The sequence below is a fragment of the Rufibacter roseolus genome (genome assembly GCF_017916365.1).
GTDB lineage: Bacteria > Bacteroidota > Bacteroidia > Cytophagales > Hymenobacteraceae > Nibribacter > Nibribacter roseolus.
Window position 1 is genome coordinate 83,468 of the sequence record NZ_JAFMSU010000004.1, and the last position, 18,455, is coordinate 101,922.

At 45.1% G+C, this 18,455-nt stretch carries 11 protein-coding genes; 8 read left to right on the forward strand and 3 right to left on the reverse strand.

Annotated features, from left to right (window positions below):
* Window positions 1-1,257: 1,257 nt before the first annotated feature.
* Together J3P35_RS21800 and J3P35_RS21805 are read right to left on the reverse strand one after the other, a co-directional pair.
* Complete coding sequence (locus tag J3P35_RS21800; protein WP_210466868.1) at window positions 1,258-1,590, reverse strand: GIY-YIG nuclease family protein; 333 nt, start codon at window positions 1,588-1,590, stop codon at window positions 1,258-1,260.
* Between the two features lie 101 nt (window positions 1,591-1,691).
* On the reverse strand, window positions 1,692-2,801 hold the full coding sequence (locus J3P35_RS21805; RefSeq protein WP_210466869.1) for a Fic family protein: 1,110 nt from the start codon (window positions 2,799-2,801) through the stop codon (window positions 1,692-1,694).
* Window positions 2,802-4,575: 1,774 nt separating this feature from the next.
* Here J3P35_RS21805 and J3P35_RS21810 point away from each other — a divergent pair.
* Window positions 4,576-4,821, forward strand: coding sequence for a GIY-YIG nuclease family protein (locus J3P35_RS21810; RefSeq protein ID WP_210466870.1), 246 nt, complete (start codon window positions 4,576-4,578; stop codon window positions 4,819-4,821).
* Window positions 4,822-5,090: 269 nt separating this feature from the next.
* On the opposite strand, the gene J3P35_RS21815 is transcribed toward J3P35_RS21810, so the two are convergent.
* Entirely contained in the window at window positions 5,091-6,134 is a 1,044-nt protein-coding gene (locus J3P35_RS21815; protein ID WP_210466871.1) for a replication initiation protein, read from the reverse strand.
* A 773-nt stretch (window positions 6,135-6,907) separates the two neighbouring features.
* On the opposite strand from J3P35_RS21815, the gene J3P35_RS21820 reads away from it, so the two are divergent.
* The 7 genes from J3P35_RS21820 to J3P35_RS21850 form a co-directional block, all read left to right on the forward strand.
* Window positions 6,908-7,717, forward strand: coding sequence for a hypothetical protein (locus J3P35_RS21820; protein WP_210466872.1), 810 nt, complete (start codon window positions 6,908-6,910; stop codon window positions 7,715-7,717).
* Window positions 7,704-8,381, forward strand: a complete 678-nt coding sequence (locus J3P35_RS21825) for a hypothetical protein (RefSeq protein WP_210466873.1) — start codon at window positions 7,704-7,706, stop codon at window positions 8,379-8,381. The genes J3P35_RS21820 and J3P35_RS21825 overlap by 14 nt, the downstream gene beginning before the upstream one ends.
* 189 nt (window positions 8,382-8,570) lie before the next feature.
* Window positions 8,571-8,954 (forward strand): hypothetical protein, encoded by a 384-nt coding sequence (locus J3P35_RS21830; RefSeq protein WP_210466874.1) that lies wholly within the window; start codon window positions 8,571-8,573, stop codon window positions 8,952-8,954.
* Between the two features lie 435 nt (window positions 8,955-9,389).
* A complete protein-coding gene (locus tag J3P35_RS21835) occupies window positions 9,390-10,175 on the forward strand; it encodes a ParA family protein (RefSeq protein WP_210466875.1) in 786 nt (261 codons plus the stop codon).
* Window positions 10,165-10,443: a hypothetical protein gene (locus J3P35_RS21840; RefSeq protein WP_210466876.1), complete on the forward strand. Its 279-nt coding sequence runs from the start codon at window positions 10,165-10,167 to the stop codon at window positions 10,441-10,443. The genes J3P35_RS21835 and J3P35_RS21840 overlap by 11 nt, the downstream gene beginning before the upstream one ends.
* A 2,070-nt stretch (window positions 10,444-12,513) precedes the next feature.
* Complete coding sequence (locus J3P35_RS21845) at window positions 12,514-16,365, forward strand: two-component regulator propeller domain-containing protein (protein ID WP_210466877.1); 3,852 nt, start codon at window positions 12,514-12,516, stop codon at window positions 16,363-16,365.
* A 472-nt stretch (window positions 16,366-16,837) separates the two neighbouring features.
* Window positions 16,838-18,455 (forward strand): hypothetical protein (locus J3P35_RS21850; protein WP_210466878.1); only part of this gene is annotated, 1,618 nt, incomplete at its 3' end.

Genomic DNA, 18,455 nt, shown 5'->3' on the forward strand with positions numbered 1-18,455 from the left:
AAATAGCACAATGGGTGCAGGTCTTGCAGGCTCTGCAATTTGCCGATCCCGTGCACCGTCCTCCATGTAAATTTGCTTTTAATGAGTTTGGGAAATGTATTACTATACCTAAACTTATAAAAATGATGGTATTTGATATATATATAATTATATAATTCACTAATATAGAAATAACATTCAAGAAAGTATTACAATTCAGCAAATTTACTTAAATATTTAAATTTTTATAAAATTTATAATGAAATAAAATATGCTTTTCCGCTTTATTTTTAGATACAGTGAACCCATCTTTGTTTTTCTTTAAACCAGATAGTGATTGGATTACATCAGTTTACTTTAGGAGTTTCTTAGACTCCTTTACACTTTGGAGGCCTAATAATTTTAACATTAGCAAAAGCTTAGATGGTAGATTGCCATATGCATTATTTTGCGGGGAAAAGCTTCAATTAACTTGAAAACAGGTATTAAATCTCAGCTTCAGATTGCAAAGCTGCTGTGACTAACCTCCTTGTTTCCTTAAGATTAAAGAAGTTCTGAGCCAGGATATTGTCTTGGCAGGTATACTTGCGGCTCTTGCTTTGTTGAGCAGGTCTCCGTAGGTTGTTTAAGATAGTATCAAAGCTCATTAAACCTACCTCAGCCCAGACGGACATCACCTCATTGAAGGACAAAGAGATTTAGCAGTCTGATTGGACGAAGGAACCCTACCGCTAAAAGACGGACCTTAAGCAATTTACCTTCATTTTCTTCCTTTACCTGAGGGTGCCAGTCGCCAGCATTGTGGATTTGAAAGACTTGCCGACACGCTCGTGTAAAAGTTCGAAGGCTTTCCCCGATTCTCTGTCCAACCTGAAGTAGGCTTCCCTCAGGTTGGACACAATCTTGCGGAATTTAAATATAATCATAAGTTTTCGGGACAAGAACAGGTTCAAATAAGTGATGCAGATGTAAGCGGGAAACCAAAGATGGGCAAAGCATGCATGCCATCCACAGGAAAGGAAATAATATCGTTTATGGTGGGTCCGGCTTAAATTTTCATGCCTCTGCCCCCTGAAAATCTTATGCGTTTTTAACATAGATGTGGTGGCCATAGCAGACAAGTCACCAAGGGTATTTTCTAGGAAGGATGGGAAAATGTTTTAAGGGCTTGCTTCCATCGTTATGGAGGAACTGGAAAACAGGCTTGAGCAAAGCAGAAGTTAAAACCCATTTTTACATGGCAGGATTAAGCTCCTTCTCATAGAGCTTCACCTTCGCCTAGGCGAAGGTTGCAAATAGCTCCAACTGGCCTGTTTGGCAATACCGGTTGTTGAACATTGGTTTTAGAATCCTGATATAGTGCTTCTCCAACTTAAGCACCATCTCTTTATCGGGGTACTCCCGGAGGTAAATCACAGACTCTTCCGCGCACTTGTCGCGGTGCTTGACGATCCGCCAAAAGATGTTGCTCGTCTCCCCCACATACACGCAGGAGCCGGAGTTGAAGATTAAGTAGAGGAAGTACGTCTTGTTGTCCCTGATATAGCGAAGCTTCTTGAAGTTTCTGAGAACCTCTTCCCTGCTGTATGCTTTGAAATCCTCTAACCTCATGTAAAGCTTTCTAGGTATGTGACACCTTTAAGGTACGCATAAATTGAATGTTCAACAAACTCCCCCTGCCTTGGCCTGCTGGTTTCAAACTTCGTGATTTCCTATAACTGCTTGGTAAGGGCGTAACTGGTGCTTCTTCCACCCGCGGCTTCCTTCTCCAGGATCCCTTTCTCTATCAGATCCTGTATATCCCTGATGGCAGTGTCTTGGGAGCACTTTGTGATCTTCGCCCATTTGGATGAATTCAGCTTGCCTTCAAAACCATCAATCAGTTTGTTCAGCATAAGTTTCTGCCGCTCATTCAAGGAGTGGGACTTGGGGCTCTCCCAGAACTTCGCCTTGCGCAGCACCGTAGCCAGAGTAGTATCCGTGCTGGAGGTTGCTCGGTCAAGGCAGCTTAAAAACCAATCGAGCCATCCCGTTATATCCAAGGCTCCCTTCTGGGTTAACTCAAGGATGTCATAATAGGCGTTGCGCTCATTTCGTATCTGCGCAGACATGGAGTAAAACCGTTGTGCGCTTTCGTCAGCCCGGGCCAGCAGCATATCGGTGATAGCTCGCGCGATGCGGCCGTTTCCGTCATCAAAGGGGTGCAGGGTCACAAACCACAGGTGCGCGACTGCTGCCTTTAGAACGGGATCAAGGTCGCTACTGGAGTTGAACCAGGACAAGAACTTACCCATTTCACTTTCTAGAGCTTCTGAGTCAGGCGCTTGGAAGTGGACCCGCTCTCGGCCCATGGCCCCGGACACTACCTGCATGGGGTCTTCCTTGGTGTTATTCCGCCAAGCCCCTACCACAATCCTGTACATGCCACTCCTTCCAGTAGGGAAAAGGGCGGAATGCCATCCAAAGAGGCGCTCATCGGTGAGCTCCTCAGTATAGGATTGGGTGGCGTCCAGCATCATATCCACCACGCCGTCTACGTGCCTATCGGATGGAATCAATCCAGCCACCTCCATCCCTAAGCGCCTTGCAATGGATGACCTCACCTGGGCTACATCCAACACCTCCCCCTCGATCTCGCTTGATTTCAGCACATCCTGGGTCAGTGTCTGCAGGGATGCCTCGGCTCGCAGCTGGAAGCCCAGCCCCTCCATCTTGCCCAGCAGGCGTCCTTGTTTGAAGCGGACGCTGGCAAGCAGAGGAGCAATCCTGCTCTCCTCCCAATAGAACTCTGGCCATTGGCGTTGTTGGTAGATATACTTCATTCTCCGCAAGATTTGCGTCAAATATACTATTTAATTAATTCATCCCTAATAATCTCCGCTTTAGATGCGTAGATTATTAGGGTTATTCTCCGCATGTAGGGATATATAGAATTGATCGAGTTAGAAAATTCAAAGCTTACCTCAGGGCTACCATAGACAGAACTGAAAAAGCAGAACTAACTAAGCTATTTTCAAAGTGAGTTTGTATAGAATCTCTTTTACCTCCGTTTAGGCAGCCTATTAATTTTCTATTTTAAGCCACTAAGAAGCATTTATTTAACTCGATCTTGGGGCATCCTGTTTCAAAGCAGATGACCCCAGGAAGATGCCTTAAAATACAAAATAAGCACAACATGGCATTGCCTAAACACCCTGATTCACTTGATGCTTTAAGAAAAGCCATGTATGTGGCATACCAAAGACACTCTCTTATATAGTCACTATATCCCCTAAGTAGCTCTTATAGGCTCTTTTAATAAGCACCCCCCCCACTCCGAAAAATGCGCCAGTATGCTATGAGGGTAACCACACTTGATGAACACCCCCGGTCATTTAGTTTCCCAAACCGAAAGCAAAACCGAATCGCAAAAGCCGGTTCCCCTTCATGCTTTTCTGATAGCGCATTGCATAAGTGGGGCTTTCCCCTAAGTGACGCTTTTGCTAAGTGCAGCGCATAGGCGTTCGCAATAAGTGAGCGCAAGTGTAAGGGTATCCCGAAGCGGTTGCCTACGGAGGGCGTGTCCTTCGGACTGCCACTGCTAAACCCCTGCCTTTCCATACCCTGAGCTACTTGTGAGGCCTTTGGTGTTTCTAGCGGTAGTAGACTATAGTACGCCTGACTGGGCTCCTTACGTGCGCTCTTACGTGGGCTATCCTCCTACTAGATTATTCCGTGAATTACTTGTCTTTCCCCTTCATGCTTCTTTGATGCGCTTGTGCTAAATGTGGCTCTTTCTAAATGTCGCCTAACTGCGATCGGATAGGGCAATCCTTTAGAGAGCCGCTATCGGGAGGGGTATCCTCAATCGGGGGCGTCAGCCCTGCGGGCAGTCACTCTTATGAGCCTGCCTTTTGAGTCCTTACCCTTGTTTGAGCTTCTTACTGTTGTTGTTGTAGTAACTATAGTACGAGAGATTCTGACTGTGCTTACTACAGTACTCCTCAGTGCTCTTAGAGGCGCTTGTCTTTATGAATCTCTAAATGGGCATAGAACATATGAAACCTATCAATACACTTCCAAGTCCGAAATCGAAATCTATCTACTTACGCTTGAAACTTTGCTTCTACCCCACCCTTTTGCAATTATTTTTCTCAGCTGCAAGTCACGCCTTTATAAAGGTAGCCACTATTGACAATCGGATGGGCGCTATCAATGCGTTTTCCCAAGATGCCTGCTTAGGGGGTATCCTGACGTGAGCGTGTCACGCGGGGAGCCACTGTCATCTCCCTGCCTTTTGTGCTTTTCTGGTGTTGGTCACTGCTTGGTGTTTTACATGGGTAGTAACTATAGTACGAGAGACTGAGCGCCCTTCTGGCCTTAATGAGCACTGGCGAATCTAAGAGGACCTAGCGATAACAAAGGGAGTCTTGTGTAAATGCTTAAAGAAGGTCCAAAGGTTAAAATAAAATACCAGTGTTTACTAAACCACAGTAAGGAGTTCTCTACTCCATCTTATCCCTCTTGAGAATGAAATAACTCATTCTTAGTTGTCCACGTGGCTTTTTTCCCCTTCATTCTTATTTGATCAAATCATCTTAAAATTTTATTAAAATCATGAAAACAAAAAAAGAAGCTTCTCAGAATCAATCGTATGGGTATGTTTACTTCCTCTACGATGGGGTAAACAAGATCACAAGGATCGGGAAAACAAAAGCCGGGGACTCAAAAAGGCAAAGGGGCCAGATAGGCTATGCTGCAAACCCAGTTATAAACTTCTGCACAATCCAGGTAGAGAATTACTCGGCTGTGGAAAAGGCGTGTCACGCCGAATTCATGGAAAAAAGACTAAATGGTGACTAGTTTGATGTGAGGCCCGATTCGGTCGTCTCTTTTGTGATAGAGAATTTTAATTACACAAAGGTAGATTTCATCAGTCCCAAGGCCTTTCTGCTCTTTAAGGCTGAGTGCTTGGAGAGGCAGGAGCCGAATCGGTTCATAAAAAAGAAGAAATGAAAAGATTCGCACCTGGACAGGCTGCTGTAACTAAACTTGACTTGATTATTATGAGGAAAACTAAGCCCACTAGGTGCGCACAGGCATTTGAGCTTGTCTTAGTACTTTAGAAGCATTTAAGGTAAACCAAACTTTTTTTTGAATACCCCATAAGCATAGGCGGCTTTATTATTTACTGGTTTCCCAAACGTGTTCCAGTCAGTTGTTTCAATCTGATAGCATACCTTATGTACTTCCTCTGTACTTGCATGTTGAATCACTGTCCGGATTTGAAAGTCTGTAAACCCTAACTTCTTCATACGACCATAAGCAATTGCTTGTACTTCTGTTAATTGGGGCTGTTCAGCAGGTTTTTCTGCTACAGCCCTCAATTTTTTGCCTCCTTTTAAGGTAAACTTGATTGCTGTTACTTTTCTACCCGTTTTTATTGGGGTAAAATCAAAAGGAATGTCAGTATTCGCGATTTCCTTCTGGGCTGGTTCAATGACCCATCGCTTCAAGTCCGCATACAGAGGGTAGATGCTGTAAGGCACCTCTTTCCCTTTGCTCAGGCGCTCAGTATAGTCTAGGGAAAGCTTAAACCTTAACTCAGTAATACTCATAATTCGCACGCCTGAAGTGCGGGAATCGAACTGCTTGAGCAGCATATAGAGTCTGGAGGTATAAGTGCTGGAGAATCTTAGGCATTGCTGGAGCTGTGCCTGGGTGAATTCTTTCCGGAGCTGCAGAAGGTGCGGCTTCATGTCTGGGTGCGGCTGCAGCATCACCACGCCCTGCTTTTTGAAGTATTTAGCCTTATGTACGAGTTGGGCGAAACGGGAGTCACCTTTGCCTTCCTCCCACTCTACCACGTGGCTCATGAGGCTCTTAATGTTATTGGCTACTTCCTCGTAAAGGTGGCTACCTGACTTTAAATCAGACAGTTGAATAATGTCCTGGACGCGGATGTGGTAGGCTTTGAATTCGGTGTCAGTCTCTTCAATGCAGGCTAACATGGCAAAGAACAGGCGCCATTCAATATAGTTGAGGCGAAACTGCCCATTCAGGAGGAAATTGGAAAGCGCCACTTGGGAATCTGCCCGTAAAAGGGCTGGTGCGGCGTCAGCTGGTACTAAATCTCCGTCTCTATTGATCCCGAAGAGGGACATCTGTTCTTCCATGTAACTAAGATAAACGGGGCTTTAGGCAAAAACAAGCGTGACTCAGTACCTCTCATAGTTCGGCCCTTTGCCGCAGTTTGGTTCTGCGAACCTCGTTTTCTTCGTTTTCCGGGTTATCCACATTATTGGATGCATTAACCGTCCTACATTAAAAGATACGTATATTTTAAAGATATTTTAAATACTATAAGGAGTAGGATAGGGTTCTATGAGAACTACTGAGTGAAACCCGGTTTAAAGGTGAGAAATACTCAGTGAACACCTATGAGAATCACTCAGTGACTATGAGTACTGCTCAGTAAACGCTTATTATGAGAACTACTCAGTCATTTCGGTATTTTAGCTTGTGGAAGCCTAAAAGTAGCACTTCTCACGCCTCTCATTTACTATGAGAACTACTCAGTCAAAAGCTAAATATGAGAACCACTGAGTAGCTTTTACCCATATATGGCCTTTGATGCCCAGTAGTAGCTCTTTATCTACTTTTCTGCTCAGTATCTCTCATAATATCATTTCGGAACGCACTCCCCACATTCTGTTTGTTTAGCAGCCCGGCCTTTCACCGGGGAATTTGCTTCCAACCCACTCGTCCCTTCAGCCGCAAGAACGGAAGAATGAGGGACTTCCCATAATGCGCCATTGCTTCTTCTGTCAATGTATCCTCAGGCCATTTAGTATGTATCAAGAGCGCATTTAATATAACCAACTCGGTTTTGCCTTCCCTATTCACTCTTTTCCCCTTCATTCTTTGTTGAAATTCAACTCCTCTGCTTATGCTAAACGAAGTCTCTATCCCTTTTCAAAACTCGGTCACTAAGAACCACGCTGCTGTTACCCTACAAGTAGCCGAAGACTTTTCGGCAAGCCAGGTTCAAACGCCAATGTCTCACCAGGTGGAATACCATATCGAGAATGCCAAATCCTTGCTGCACTTAGCCAACGAGCTTAAGAAGTTCATTGTGGAGCAGAAGCTGGCCGCTAACATCCAGGGGAAGCAGTACGTCATGGTGGAGGGCTGGCAGTTCGCTGGTTCGATGCTGGGCTTATGTTGCATTCTGAATACCAAAAGCCTGGAAGACCTTTCCTCCGGGAATGAGCTGCGCTTCCGGGTGTCGGCAAGCGTCTATCGGGTAAGCTCCGGTAAGTTGGTTGCCTCAGCCTATGCTTCCTGCTCCAACAAAGAGAAAGGCCAGGAAAGCTTTGCCGCTTATGCCGTGGAGTCGATGACCCAGACAAGGGCCATTTCCAAGGCATACCGCACTTATCTGGCTTGGCTCGTGAAAGCAGCCGGTTTTGAGGCCACTCCCTATGAGGAGATGCCTTTGGAGGAGGGGTATTCTGTGAACATCGCCACGGAGCCCCAATACGAGAAGATTGCCATGCTGGCTAGCAGCCATTTCATCACCCCGCAGGACTTGAGCCCTGATGTCAAGCGCGCCATTCAGCAGCAGACGCTGACTGACCAAGAGGCCAAAGAGGTGTCTCCACCCTGCAGAATCTTATCGAGGAACGGGATTTTTAACCGCTCCCCTACCACGCGAATTTGTTTCACCTTTAACCAATACACCTATGGGCCTATTTGAAAATGCCACCCCTTATGAAAAAATCATCGATGAGAAAAAGAAAAACCCCAAGAGCAGTCTTAAGTACCTCCACCAAGGGGTATTCCCCATGACCTTCCAAGAGGCTGAGTTGAGTGAGTCGAAGGGCGGTAACCTTGCACTTGTGATGAAGTATGACACGGGCTTTGTGGCAGGAGGCGGAGAGCCTACCTTCATTTTTAAGCATTATTACTTGATTGACAAAGCCACGCTCACCACCTTTCACAGGGGCTCAGTGGAGGAAGGCGCACCTGATCCGCGGCGCATCTTGGATAGCTCCTTCTTGGGTGTCCGGGAGATGCTTTTCACGCTTTTCGGGATCAAGATCGAAACCGTTTCCAGTATCACAGAGAGCCGCGAGATTGGCAAGCTTAAGGGAATGGCTAGGCAGATCACCTTGCAGTTGCAGAAGCGGAACCCTGAGGAGCGCAAAGTGGCTGCTACCGTAGATTATCCTCGTTCCCCTTCTCCCAACGAAAGGTACTACCTGGAAATCGAATGGCTGAACCCCATAGGGGAACTGGCTTCCCGCCAAGCTTCTTTTAAACCGAAGGCAAATCCCAATCCTATCCAGGAAAGGGAACAGACCGCAGCTCCCCTGCAAAGTTCCTTAAGGCAGGAAGCTCCTGATGATTTATCCTTTTGACGAATCCGTTCAAAATATATCTTTAATGGCCTGGCATATAGCCGGGCCTTTTTGCCTGTTAATGCGGCGTAAAAAGCACCGATTTTAGCTGCCTCAGTCTTTCCCCTGGTTACTAACCCAACCTTAAGTTCAATTCATTAAGCAAGTCCCTTCCCTCCTTCTTTCTAGCAAGCCCACCATAGGTACTTGATGGAAATGGAAAGAACGGGCTTAATGAGCTTTTTTTCCTTCCACATTTGCCTTATCAAGAAGGGAGCACAAGTCTGTGCTCCCTTTTCATTTACAACCCACTTTAGAAAACAACTTATGACTTTAGAAGACATGCACGATACGATTGCTCGGGTATTTGATGTACCACCTGAAAGACTACGCTATAACTTTCAGGAATTCAGCCACTCTATGGGAAGCCTGGAAAAGTTTAGCTTGCAGGAAAGCCTAGTGGAGGAAACCTTTCACCACCTGGACGGATTTGTATTTGAGTTCCACTTGGAAGAATCTATGCGTTTAGCGCTGATTTCCGCGGTATCCTTCCATTTGGGTAGAAGACTGACGCAAATAGGAGAAGGCAGATGAAAGCGGATCGTCCTTTGTTTGCACTGAAATTTGGCAGGGTGCTCTCCCCGTTGGATTCACTTATTTCTGGGGAGCATTACACCTTTTGCCCCTTCTGATTGCCTGGTGTGCACAATTCTTTGTAAAGAGCAACATTCTCAGTTAGTTACCGCATTGGTGCTCCATACCACCTGTAGGTTCCTTCAAATTTTCTTTACAATTTTTAATAGCCACATTGGGAGGTTCTAACCTATCCCACAAAAGAACACCTCACCCCTATTACATTGTTGGTTTTCAATATACTATGAATTAAAAACCTGAAAGCAATTGTCTTTTATTAATTTATTGTTTTATTTTTTTATTCGTTTATGCCTTTATTTGATAATTCACAATTAGTTTGTTCCCAATAATTGTTATTTTAAATTGCGACATTAATTTATTCTGAATAATAAGTGCATGGCTAAAATCTTTGCAATCGCTTTGAATAAAGGGGGGGTCGGCAAGTCCACTACGGCTGCCTACCTGGGCGCAGCACTTGCCCGGCAGGGCAAGAAAGTACTCCTGATCGATTTGGATTCCCAGCGGAACTGCACGGACTGTTTTCCGCCGGAGATCTATGGCCTGGAAGAAACAGGCAACCCGGAGAATCATGTAGGCAAGCTGCTTACCGGGGCTATCACCGTTACGAAAGCCGTTCATCAGGCGAACGACCAACTGGACATTATTCCTTCGCACAAAGACCTTTTGGAGTACGAAGAGGCGATTGCCAATAAACCTCGCCGGGAAGATCTTCTGCGTAAGGCGATCCGCAGTTATGCCGATGAAAACTATGATTATGTTCTCATCGATACCCCTCCCCATTTGGGACTGGCTACATACAATGCCCTCTACACGGCGGATTACTACCTTGTACCAGTGACTGCCGAATACTTCTCCTACGATGGAATTGATGCCCTGATCCGGAAAGCCAATGCGGTGACGGAGGACACAGGCCTTGAGTTCGCCGGCGTAGTGCTCACCCGCTACAATGAGAAAGAGCGCGGAAAGGCTCTGCAAGCCATAGCCAGCGCCATCAAGGAGGAGACGTATTACAAGACCTTTAAAACGTATATTCGGAAGAATGCCAAGATCGTGGAGGCTCAGATTGAACACCTGGACCTCTTCACCTACGCTCCTGAAAGCGCGGCTGCAGAGGACTACACCAATCTTGCACTAGAATTAATGGACCGTTATGGCAGATAAAAAAGATTTTGCGGGGAAACTCAAGAACAGAGAGATGCCTGCTGCCCCTTCCGAAAAGAAGCGCTACAACTACCGCGAGATTGGCCTGAACGGTCGCAAAAAAGCTCTTAACACGTTCTCTATCGATCCCGAAATCGAAGACAAGATTTTTCGGGATTCCTATTGGAACCGTAAGAAAAGGTCCTCTCTCGTAAATGAAATCCTGAAAGCCTATTACCAAGGCAAGGATTTTGAGGAAATTCCCCCAGAAGCTTATAAAACCAAATAAAAATTATTCTCAATAAACGCTATTCAACTATTCTGAATAGCGTTTATTTTTTTATCTCTTTATGTTTTTATTGCTTTATTTGTTTATTATTCCCATTTTTAAACCAACATGACTATTGTGACGCTACTCACGGAGACTATTTTCCAATAGAATCTTGGTTGCTGGTTTTCACTGGTATTGAATTGATTACCGCTTCATTTACTTGTTACTTTATTCATTTATTCTATTATTACTTAATTTCTTTGTTACTTTATTGTTCTACTGCTTTATTTCTTTATTGTTCTCTCCTCGGGGATTTTCTGTTGCAAAGCTAATGGTTGCATTGGGGCGAGAAGTTGGGCAAGGTATAACAGGAAAGCCCAAGGCATTGTAACAGGGCCAAGAAGATCGATCTCTGACATCTTTAGGTAAACCTTTTACCAATACTAAGGATCCAAGACTTTTGAGGCACTTATGCGAACTACCCAAAAGAGTTGCCAAAGCTATAAGGCGATACAATAGACCTGACTCCGTAATAAGAGAAAGGGCTCCTTAGATAGGGGTCAAAATTAACCAGGGTACGTAAGGGAAGCCAACGAAGACCGTAGGGTTTCATTCAAACGACAGCCCGGAACATAGTCGACCTGCAAAGTCGAAATCAGGTAATACCATAACCATCCCACCCTTAATAATTTATTCTGAATAAATTAATTCAAAACAAACCAATAGCTTTCATTACTTTATTGTTTTATTCCTTTAGTCATTTATTTTTCTGTTCTCAACAAATTTATTTAAAATAAAAATATCATGTCTTTGCTAATAAGAACGATATCCCCAGGCTCTACCATACCCTGAGGTAGCCCTTAAAGCAAAGAGGCCGCAACAGACACCCTTAAAGGAATAAGGGAGAGGGGAGGACCTGCCTCAGGCAACTTGGTTGAAGGAATACTTTAAGGGCTTAAGGTTCTCATACGCATTAATTCCCTACTTAACTAAACGGAAACTTTATGTAAGAAGGGAAGGAGGGAGGTGTTTTCACCACCTTTCGATATTTAAAAGGCACCTAGGCTTACTTTTGTTATCGGGGTTAGATTCACTCACTAAAAAAATAACTATGGATAACTTTTCTTCCAGTGGGTTGATCACCCAGACACCCTTTTTCTTTTTGCTTGATACGGCATTCAACTTACGAACGGGGTTTTTACCAGAGCGCAAATTGCACATTGCTACTACTATCACCTTTCATAAGCCCTTCGACCGTGATTCCAGAAGGGCAGGACCGCTGCCTAATGAACCTTATTTCCGGGTGAGGTTACTAGACTCGCCCCAACCTCTGCTTATCACGGCCGGAGAGATGCATGTTCTTAACTCGCACTTCCCTGATGGAATCTCACAGGAACCCTTGACAGGAGAGTACTTAGGAGTAGAACAGATCTTATATATGGTTCAGTACCCATTACACTTCAACTAGGAAGCCTCCCTTCCTGCACTAGTGACATCCAAGAGCTTAAGCATAGAAGCGTTTGGAAGCATACTTCCTTGGAACTTACCTATTGCTCCTTCATATGAGAACCGTTACAACTCTAGATAAACACAGGCTCGAATCCTACCAATTAGATGCATTGGCTTTCCATAGTGCTTTTAAGTTCATATGATACCCCATTTGCAAGGTCCCCCACCCACCTAATGTTTCCAGAACACTCTTGGCTCCCTTCCTAAACAAAAGTTTTGTAAATCTACATTGGTCAGCAACCTATTCTAATTACCTTAAAATTACTCACTTATAAGTATCCTTTTTAAGCAACTATTTATATATTTTTAATATAATTTTTACTTTTTTTAATATTTAAATATTTAAGCTGGTGAACCTAGCGCTTTATTCCCGCAGTAGTTGGTACTGGCTTGTATTTCTCTAAGCCAAGCTCAATTGGAAGATGTTCCATTTGAGCTTATACCATATCCCTGTAAACTTTTGCAAATCGATCCTAACAGGCAGTTAAACCCTTTTTTTGAAATACTTCAACCTCAGAAACACAAGAAAATACCGGTACCTGAAATTACTTAACCAATATAAAATTTAATCTCTCCCAAATGAAAATAGACTTTTACTACTCTTATAGATACCTCCTCATCGCTTTACTGCTCCTTACGGGATTTCAAGTCAGTGCCCAGGATACCTTGAATGTCCAGGTTTACAACCAAGCGAATACTCCTGGCTTCCCCACCGCTAATTTCCAACGGATTGAAGTTGATGGGAAAGGGCATGTTTGGCTTGGTGCCAATGGCCAGGGACTTATAAAGTTCAATCCGTTTACCAAGGCGGCTGATAGTATAACTTTCACTGCTTTCCCTACCCACCAGGTAAGAGCCATCGCGAAAGATCAAAAGGGAGATATTTGGTTTGCATCAGGAACTGGGGGAGTCCAAGCGACGGGAGGCGCTATCCGAAAATTCACTAAAGGGAGTATGGACTCTTTAACCTCCTACAATATAGTAGGGGCTGAGTTCCCAATCGTCTCCCGATATGTCAATGGATTAGCCGCAGGCCCCGGGAACACTATGTGGGCCGCTCACGGGCAAACACTGACCTCCAATGTGACCACTGAGGGGGGGATAGGCCGGTTTGATGGAACAAGGTGGCATAAAATTATTATTGGCTTACCCTCCAGCGACAGGAGGGTGCTGACCATCGGGAAAGTAGGGGAAAAGATGTGGGCAGGGGTAGACCGTTCCTGTTTTAATGGTGCCTGTGTTGCCCCTTATATTGCCGAATACAGCGACAAGGGCGAGTTTATTAGAAATGTTCCCTCTGGCCTGCCGTTTTCGGATGCCGCAGGTGCGCCACTGCCAAGGGCCATCTTTAGTGATAGCAAGGGTAGGGTTTGGGTAGGTTTAAGTACAGGCGCGGGGGTTGTGGCAGTTTTCGAAAATGAAACGTGGACGGTCATCAACAATTCCACCAATAGATTGCCCGCTAACACAGCCGTTAATTTCAACTCGGTAAGGGAAGACAAGAGCGGGAACATCTGGATCGGAACATCCAATGGGCTCCTCAGATTCTCGGGTTACTCTTATACTGACCTTGCCTCCTGGACATTGTACACCACCGACCACAAACTTCCTTCGAATTTTATTACGGGCATCGCTTTCTGGGAAGAGGATATGTGGCTATCGACGAGTGCAGGATTAGCAAGAGTTATGAGTAATCTCACGATCAGCGGGGTTGTCCATAATATTGACGCTTTTACCCCAACAGGAAACATTGTGGAAAGGAACCTGGCAGGCGCTAAGGTAAAACTATTGAAACACCTGACAACTCAAGTTATAGACTCCACAGAGACAGACGCCGACGGGAAATTCAAATTTGATCCTTCTAAGTTGGAGGCAGGAGTTAGTTATAGTGTTCAGGTCTTCATGAAAGGAAGCACCTTGGAACATGAGGTTACCATCAATGATTTGAAACCTACCATTTCCCCTGTAACTATCAAGTTCCCCTTGGCTCTCAAAGAGCAACTGTACAAAACCCTTACCCAGAATTTAAAGGAGTTTGAATATAAATGGAAGTTTGCTGATGCAGAATTGTTCACCGGTAAAATCGACGGGTATAACACTTCAGAACTTGAACAACTGATTTCTAAGGGAAAATGGCACAAGGTGAAAGACCATCAAGAGGAAGCGCTGGAGGGAATGCTTCGAACTTTATTGGCCTTGCATATGGTGGAGGAGCATTACAAGGAAAGTGATCAACTGGTCAACAAAACCGTTGAATCCATTCTCGATGTGTTTCTTTTCTTGGCTAAATCAATAGACAACCACAAGAAGGACGTAGAACTTCCAACGCAGTTTAAAGTTAAAAAATTAAAGTGGCCATTTAGCGCTACCCTAACAACTTCCAGTCAAAAAATCTTAAAGTATGTCTACAATAGCTGGTACAAGGAATCTATAAAGCATAGGATTACCTCGATCGAAGATCTAGCAACGAAAAACGCCTTATTAGTGGCTCTAGACCAAGCTGAGCTTCTTCTCTTCGAAGACGTGGCGGCTGACTATGTTGAAAGGCGATTTAAAGAGATTTTCGTGAATCTTGGAAGCAAAAGCCTTCAAAAAGACTATTATATCCATAACACCCAAAAGTTTGTTGATGACGCTTATTGGGACGGCTCTACAAATGATTTGAGGAACGGCTTTACCGGAGCAGCCACAGATGCTTACAAGATACTTAATGAAACCAAGGAGGCCAACTTGCAGGCACTAGAAGAAGGCCAACTCGCTCAAGACTTAAGTTCCACCTGGGGGGATGCTGGGAGCGTGGGCGAGTTCTGGAAAGCTTTTTCAACTTCCGCAAAGGTGGCCTCATTTGCAGCTGCTGCAGGAGCAGTTATTATCTACAATCATCGGTATTTTGATTTGGTGGATCGTTTGGAGCAACCCTATGAACGTTCCTATTCAAGTGAGAGGCAAGCAAACGCCATTAGTAGGCGGAGTCGCACAATCAGCGTTGAGGAATTGCAAGCTTATAACAGCCAGCTTGGGGTATTAAGAAATAGTGTAGTCTCTAAGAATTTTAAGGCCATTGAAAAGGAATATAAAAAATTAGAGGCCCTAGAGAACAGAATCGATCAATCCATAAAGGAAATCAAATTCGCTCTTTCGGCAGCCATACCACAAGGAGAGAAGTTGGATGGCTTTGATGGTGTATATACCCAAACCTTTTCCCTCTTCAATAAAAACATTGCCAGTAGGATTGCTTTTGAATACAGTACCCATCAGTTCTTCAGTGACACCTTGGATGCAAGCCAAGGCGCGGAACTCATTAAAATGATTGACTCGCTGGTTGTTTCCAACAACAGCCTGAAAAAAATCGGCAATCCCCTGGCAATACTTTCAGGGGTAAGGGTACCTGCTTCCATATACCTAAAAAGCGTTACTATTCCAGATTCTATCAGGTATAACTCAGATTTCCAAATAATCCTTCATTACAAAAATTTCGGTTCCGCGGAGAGTGAGCCATTTGATATAATCCTTAGCCATTCCCCTGAGTTGGGCCTCTCCTCGGATTCAGTAAGGTTGGAAGGCTTAGCGTCGGATGAAGAGGCGAGCTTAACATTAAACGTAAAAGCGGGCGACCTCAGCTCTAATCCTTACATCAGAGCTTACTTCAAAACTCCTCTCCCCAATTTGGAAAACATCATATTCAAAGTGAGCTCGGCAGTTCTAACGAAGGATGCGTTGGCCAAGCAAGACCAAACCCTAACTTTTGCCGTCATTCCTGCTAAGACAGTGGGGGATGCGCCTTTTGCTTTAACTGCCACCGCCTCCTCAGGGCTTCCCATCAGCTATAGCGTAGTATCTGGACCGGCAAGGATCGAAGGGAACATGGTTACCATTACAGGGGAGGGTACCGTAACAGTGAAGGCTAAGCAAGAGGGAAATGAAGGTTTCAACTCTGCCCCTGAAGTGACGGTGAGCTTCTGCGTTGTACCAGCCAAGCCTGTTATCACGCAATCTGGAACCATGCTTACGTCCAGCAGCGCAACTGGAAACCAATGGTACCTTAACGGCTCAATTATACCAGGAGCCACTTCAAACACATTAACCCTGCAACAATCTGGCATATACGCGGTAAGGATCATCGGAAGCTGCGGCACAAGTGAGATGTCCACTGCTGTCACTTATAATATTACCGGTTTGGAAGAGGAACTATCAAAGCACTTCCGGATTTACCCAAACCCAACACAGAACAACCTCTCTGTGGAAATCCATGACAATTTGAAACTGAACAGGCTAACAATTTATTCAATACAAGGAAAGATCGTAACAGAAATCAAGGAAAGCAGAAAAGGTTTTATTTCATTAACTCTAGGACATTTAGAAAAAGGCCTTTACATCATGAGGTTAGATACTAATAAGGGTGTCCTTTATAAGAAAATAGTTCTTGAGTAAGAGGTTTTTCTAAACAGAGAAGTGCTCAACCATTGAAACTTGCTTTATCTACATTTCCCTTAGATTATCTGGTTAAAAGCCATTCATAATGCGCTTTATAGGCTAAGAGAATCGTTCTCAGTTTAACATAAGAGGCATTATAGGCTAAGTGCATCTCCTGCAGCCTTGCATAACAGGCCCTATATCCCTCTCTCTAACTGAGAAGTTGTGTGCTTACTCACGGTCCATTCTTTCAGAAAAATTATATAACAAGCACAACCAACTATTAGGGGTATGCTATTAGGGGCATAAAGTTTACTTATAAATGATTATTGCTAAGAATGAATCATGTTCTTAACTTGTGATTAATCATATATAATATATAAATTTTCTTATTTTGTTCATTTTGTTTTCACCTTCTGAATTAGTCTAACCAAAACTAATTGGAAGCTGAATCAGCCGTGATTCAGCTTAAAAGCTATAATCCTTTCTTATGAAGCTCTTTACGAGATTGGCCCCTGCCATGGCAACGGCACATTACCGAAAATTACTGATCTACATTTCTTGTCAGAAGGTTACTCTTCCGGTAGTTGCCTTTCTTCTAACCAGCTTGAATGTTTCCGCCCAAGCCCCTGATGTTTTGTCATGGGACAGGACAGTCGGGGGAGCAGGTACAGAAGAGCTTCGGAGCCTCGCCCTCACTCCCGATGGAGGGTATCTGTTGGGTGGGTATTCTAACTCCGGTATATCCGGCGACAAAACCTCGACTAGCTTTGGTGGCTATGATTTTTGGATAGCCAAGGTGGACGGGAGCGGGAATAAGGGCTGGAATAGGAGCTATGGGGCCAGCGGGGATGACCGACTTCAGGCTCTTATACAAACATCGGGGGGCGGTTTCCTCTTGGGGGGATCTTCCAACTCTTTCACATCTGCCACCAAGAGCTCTCCATCAAAGGGAGGGAGCGACTATTGGGTGGTGAAAGTGGATGGTAACGGCAACAGAACCTTTGACAAATCCATTGGGGGAGCTGGTGATGAGCAGCTACAGGCAGTCATCCAAACCTCTGACGGAGGGTTCCTGCTGGGGGGATACTCCAACACAAGCATCTCAGGAGACAAGACTTCAGGCTCCAGGGGGTGGTACGATTATTGGGTCGTGAAGCTGGACGGCAATGGGAATAAGCTTTGGGATAGAACCTTCGGCGGGTCGTCCGAAGACCGGCTACAACGGCTGGTCCAAACCTCTGACGGAGGCTACCTATTAGGGGGGTATTCCAACTCTGGAATGTCAGGCGAGAAAACTGAGCCGAGCAAAGGGGGCTATGACTTTTGGGTTGTGAGGGTGGACCATAATGGGAATAAGCTATGGGACAAGACTATCGGAGGTGTTTTGACGGAAGAGCTTCGAGGCTTGGTTCAAACCCCAAACGGAGGGTTCCTGCTTGGCGGGTACTCTACCTCTGACGTATCAGGTGACAAAACCGGGGCAAGGATGGGCGAATCCGACTATTGGGTGGTGAAGCTGGACGGCAGCGCCAATAAGCTCTGGGACAAAACGGTAGGAGGCAACAGCGGGGAACAACTCCAGGAACTCGTCCAGGCACCAGGGGGAGGATATGTTTTAGGCGGTTGGTCAGTATCGGGTGTGTCGGGCGACAAAACCGAACCTAATAAGGGAAGTTTTGATTACTGGATGGTCAAGCTGGATGACAATGGAGGCAGGCTTTGGGATAGGACGATTGGCGGAACGAGCAGCGATGTTCTCCAGAGTCTAATCCCGGGCCAAAACGGAGGCTACGTCTTGGGAGGGTATTCCAATTCCCCAGTACTTGGCGACAAGAGCGAGGGGAGCAAAGGGTTAACGGACTACTGGATTACCAGAACCTTGGAACCGATTGATCCGACCCTGCTACCTAAGAAAGTATGGGATATGGCCTTTGGAGGGAGTAACGCAGATGTTCTCCAAAGCATGATTCAAACCTCGGACGGAGGGTTCCTGCTGGGGGGATACTCCGGCTCCGGCATATCGGGCGACAAGACCGAGGCGAGCAAAGGACTGGATGACTACTGGGTCGTCAGGCTGGACAGGGATGGCAATAAACTCTGGGACA

Coding starts and splice junctions, on each gene's coding strand:
- J3P35_RS21800 (WP_210466868.1), bottom strand. CDS start 1,590: ATGAGGTTAGAGGATTTCAAAGCATACAGCAGGGAAGAGGTTCTCAGA.
- J3P35_RS21805 (WP_210466869.1), bottom strand. CDS start 2,801: ATGAAGTATATCTACCAACAACGCCAATGGCCAGAGTTCTATTGGGAG.
- J3P35_RS21810 (WP_210466870.1), top strand. CDS start 4,576: ATGAAAACAAAAAAAGAAGCTTCTCAGAATCAATCGTATGGGTATGTT.
- J3P35_RS21815 (WP_210466871.1), bottom strand. CDS start 6,134: ATGGAAGAACAGATGTCCCTCTTCGGGATCAATAGAGACGGAGATTTA.
- J3P35_RS21820 (WP_210466872.1), top strand. CDS start 6,908: ATGCTAAACGAAGTCTCTATCCCTTTTCAAAACTCGGTCACTAAGAAC.
- J3P35_RS21825 (WP_210466873.1), top strand. CDS start 7,704: ATGGGCCTATTTGAAAATGCCACCCCTTATGAAAAAATCATCGATGAG.
- J3P35_RS21830 (WP_210466874.1), top strand. CDS start 8,571: ATGGAAATGGAAAGAACGGGCTTAATGAGCTTTTTTTCCTTCCACATT.
- J3P35_RS21835 (WP_210466875.1), top strand. CDS start 9,390: ATGGCTAAAATCTTTGCAATCGCTTTGAATAAAGGGGGGGTCGGCAAG.
- J3P35_RS21840 (WP_210466876.1), top strand. CDS start 10,165: ATGGCAGATAAAAAAGATTTTGCGGGGAAACTCAAGAACAGAGAGATG.
- J3P35_RS21845 (WP_210466877.1), top strand. CDS start 12,514: ATGAAAATAGACTTTTACTACTCTTATAGATACCTCCTCATCGCTTTA.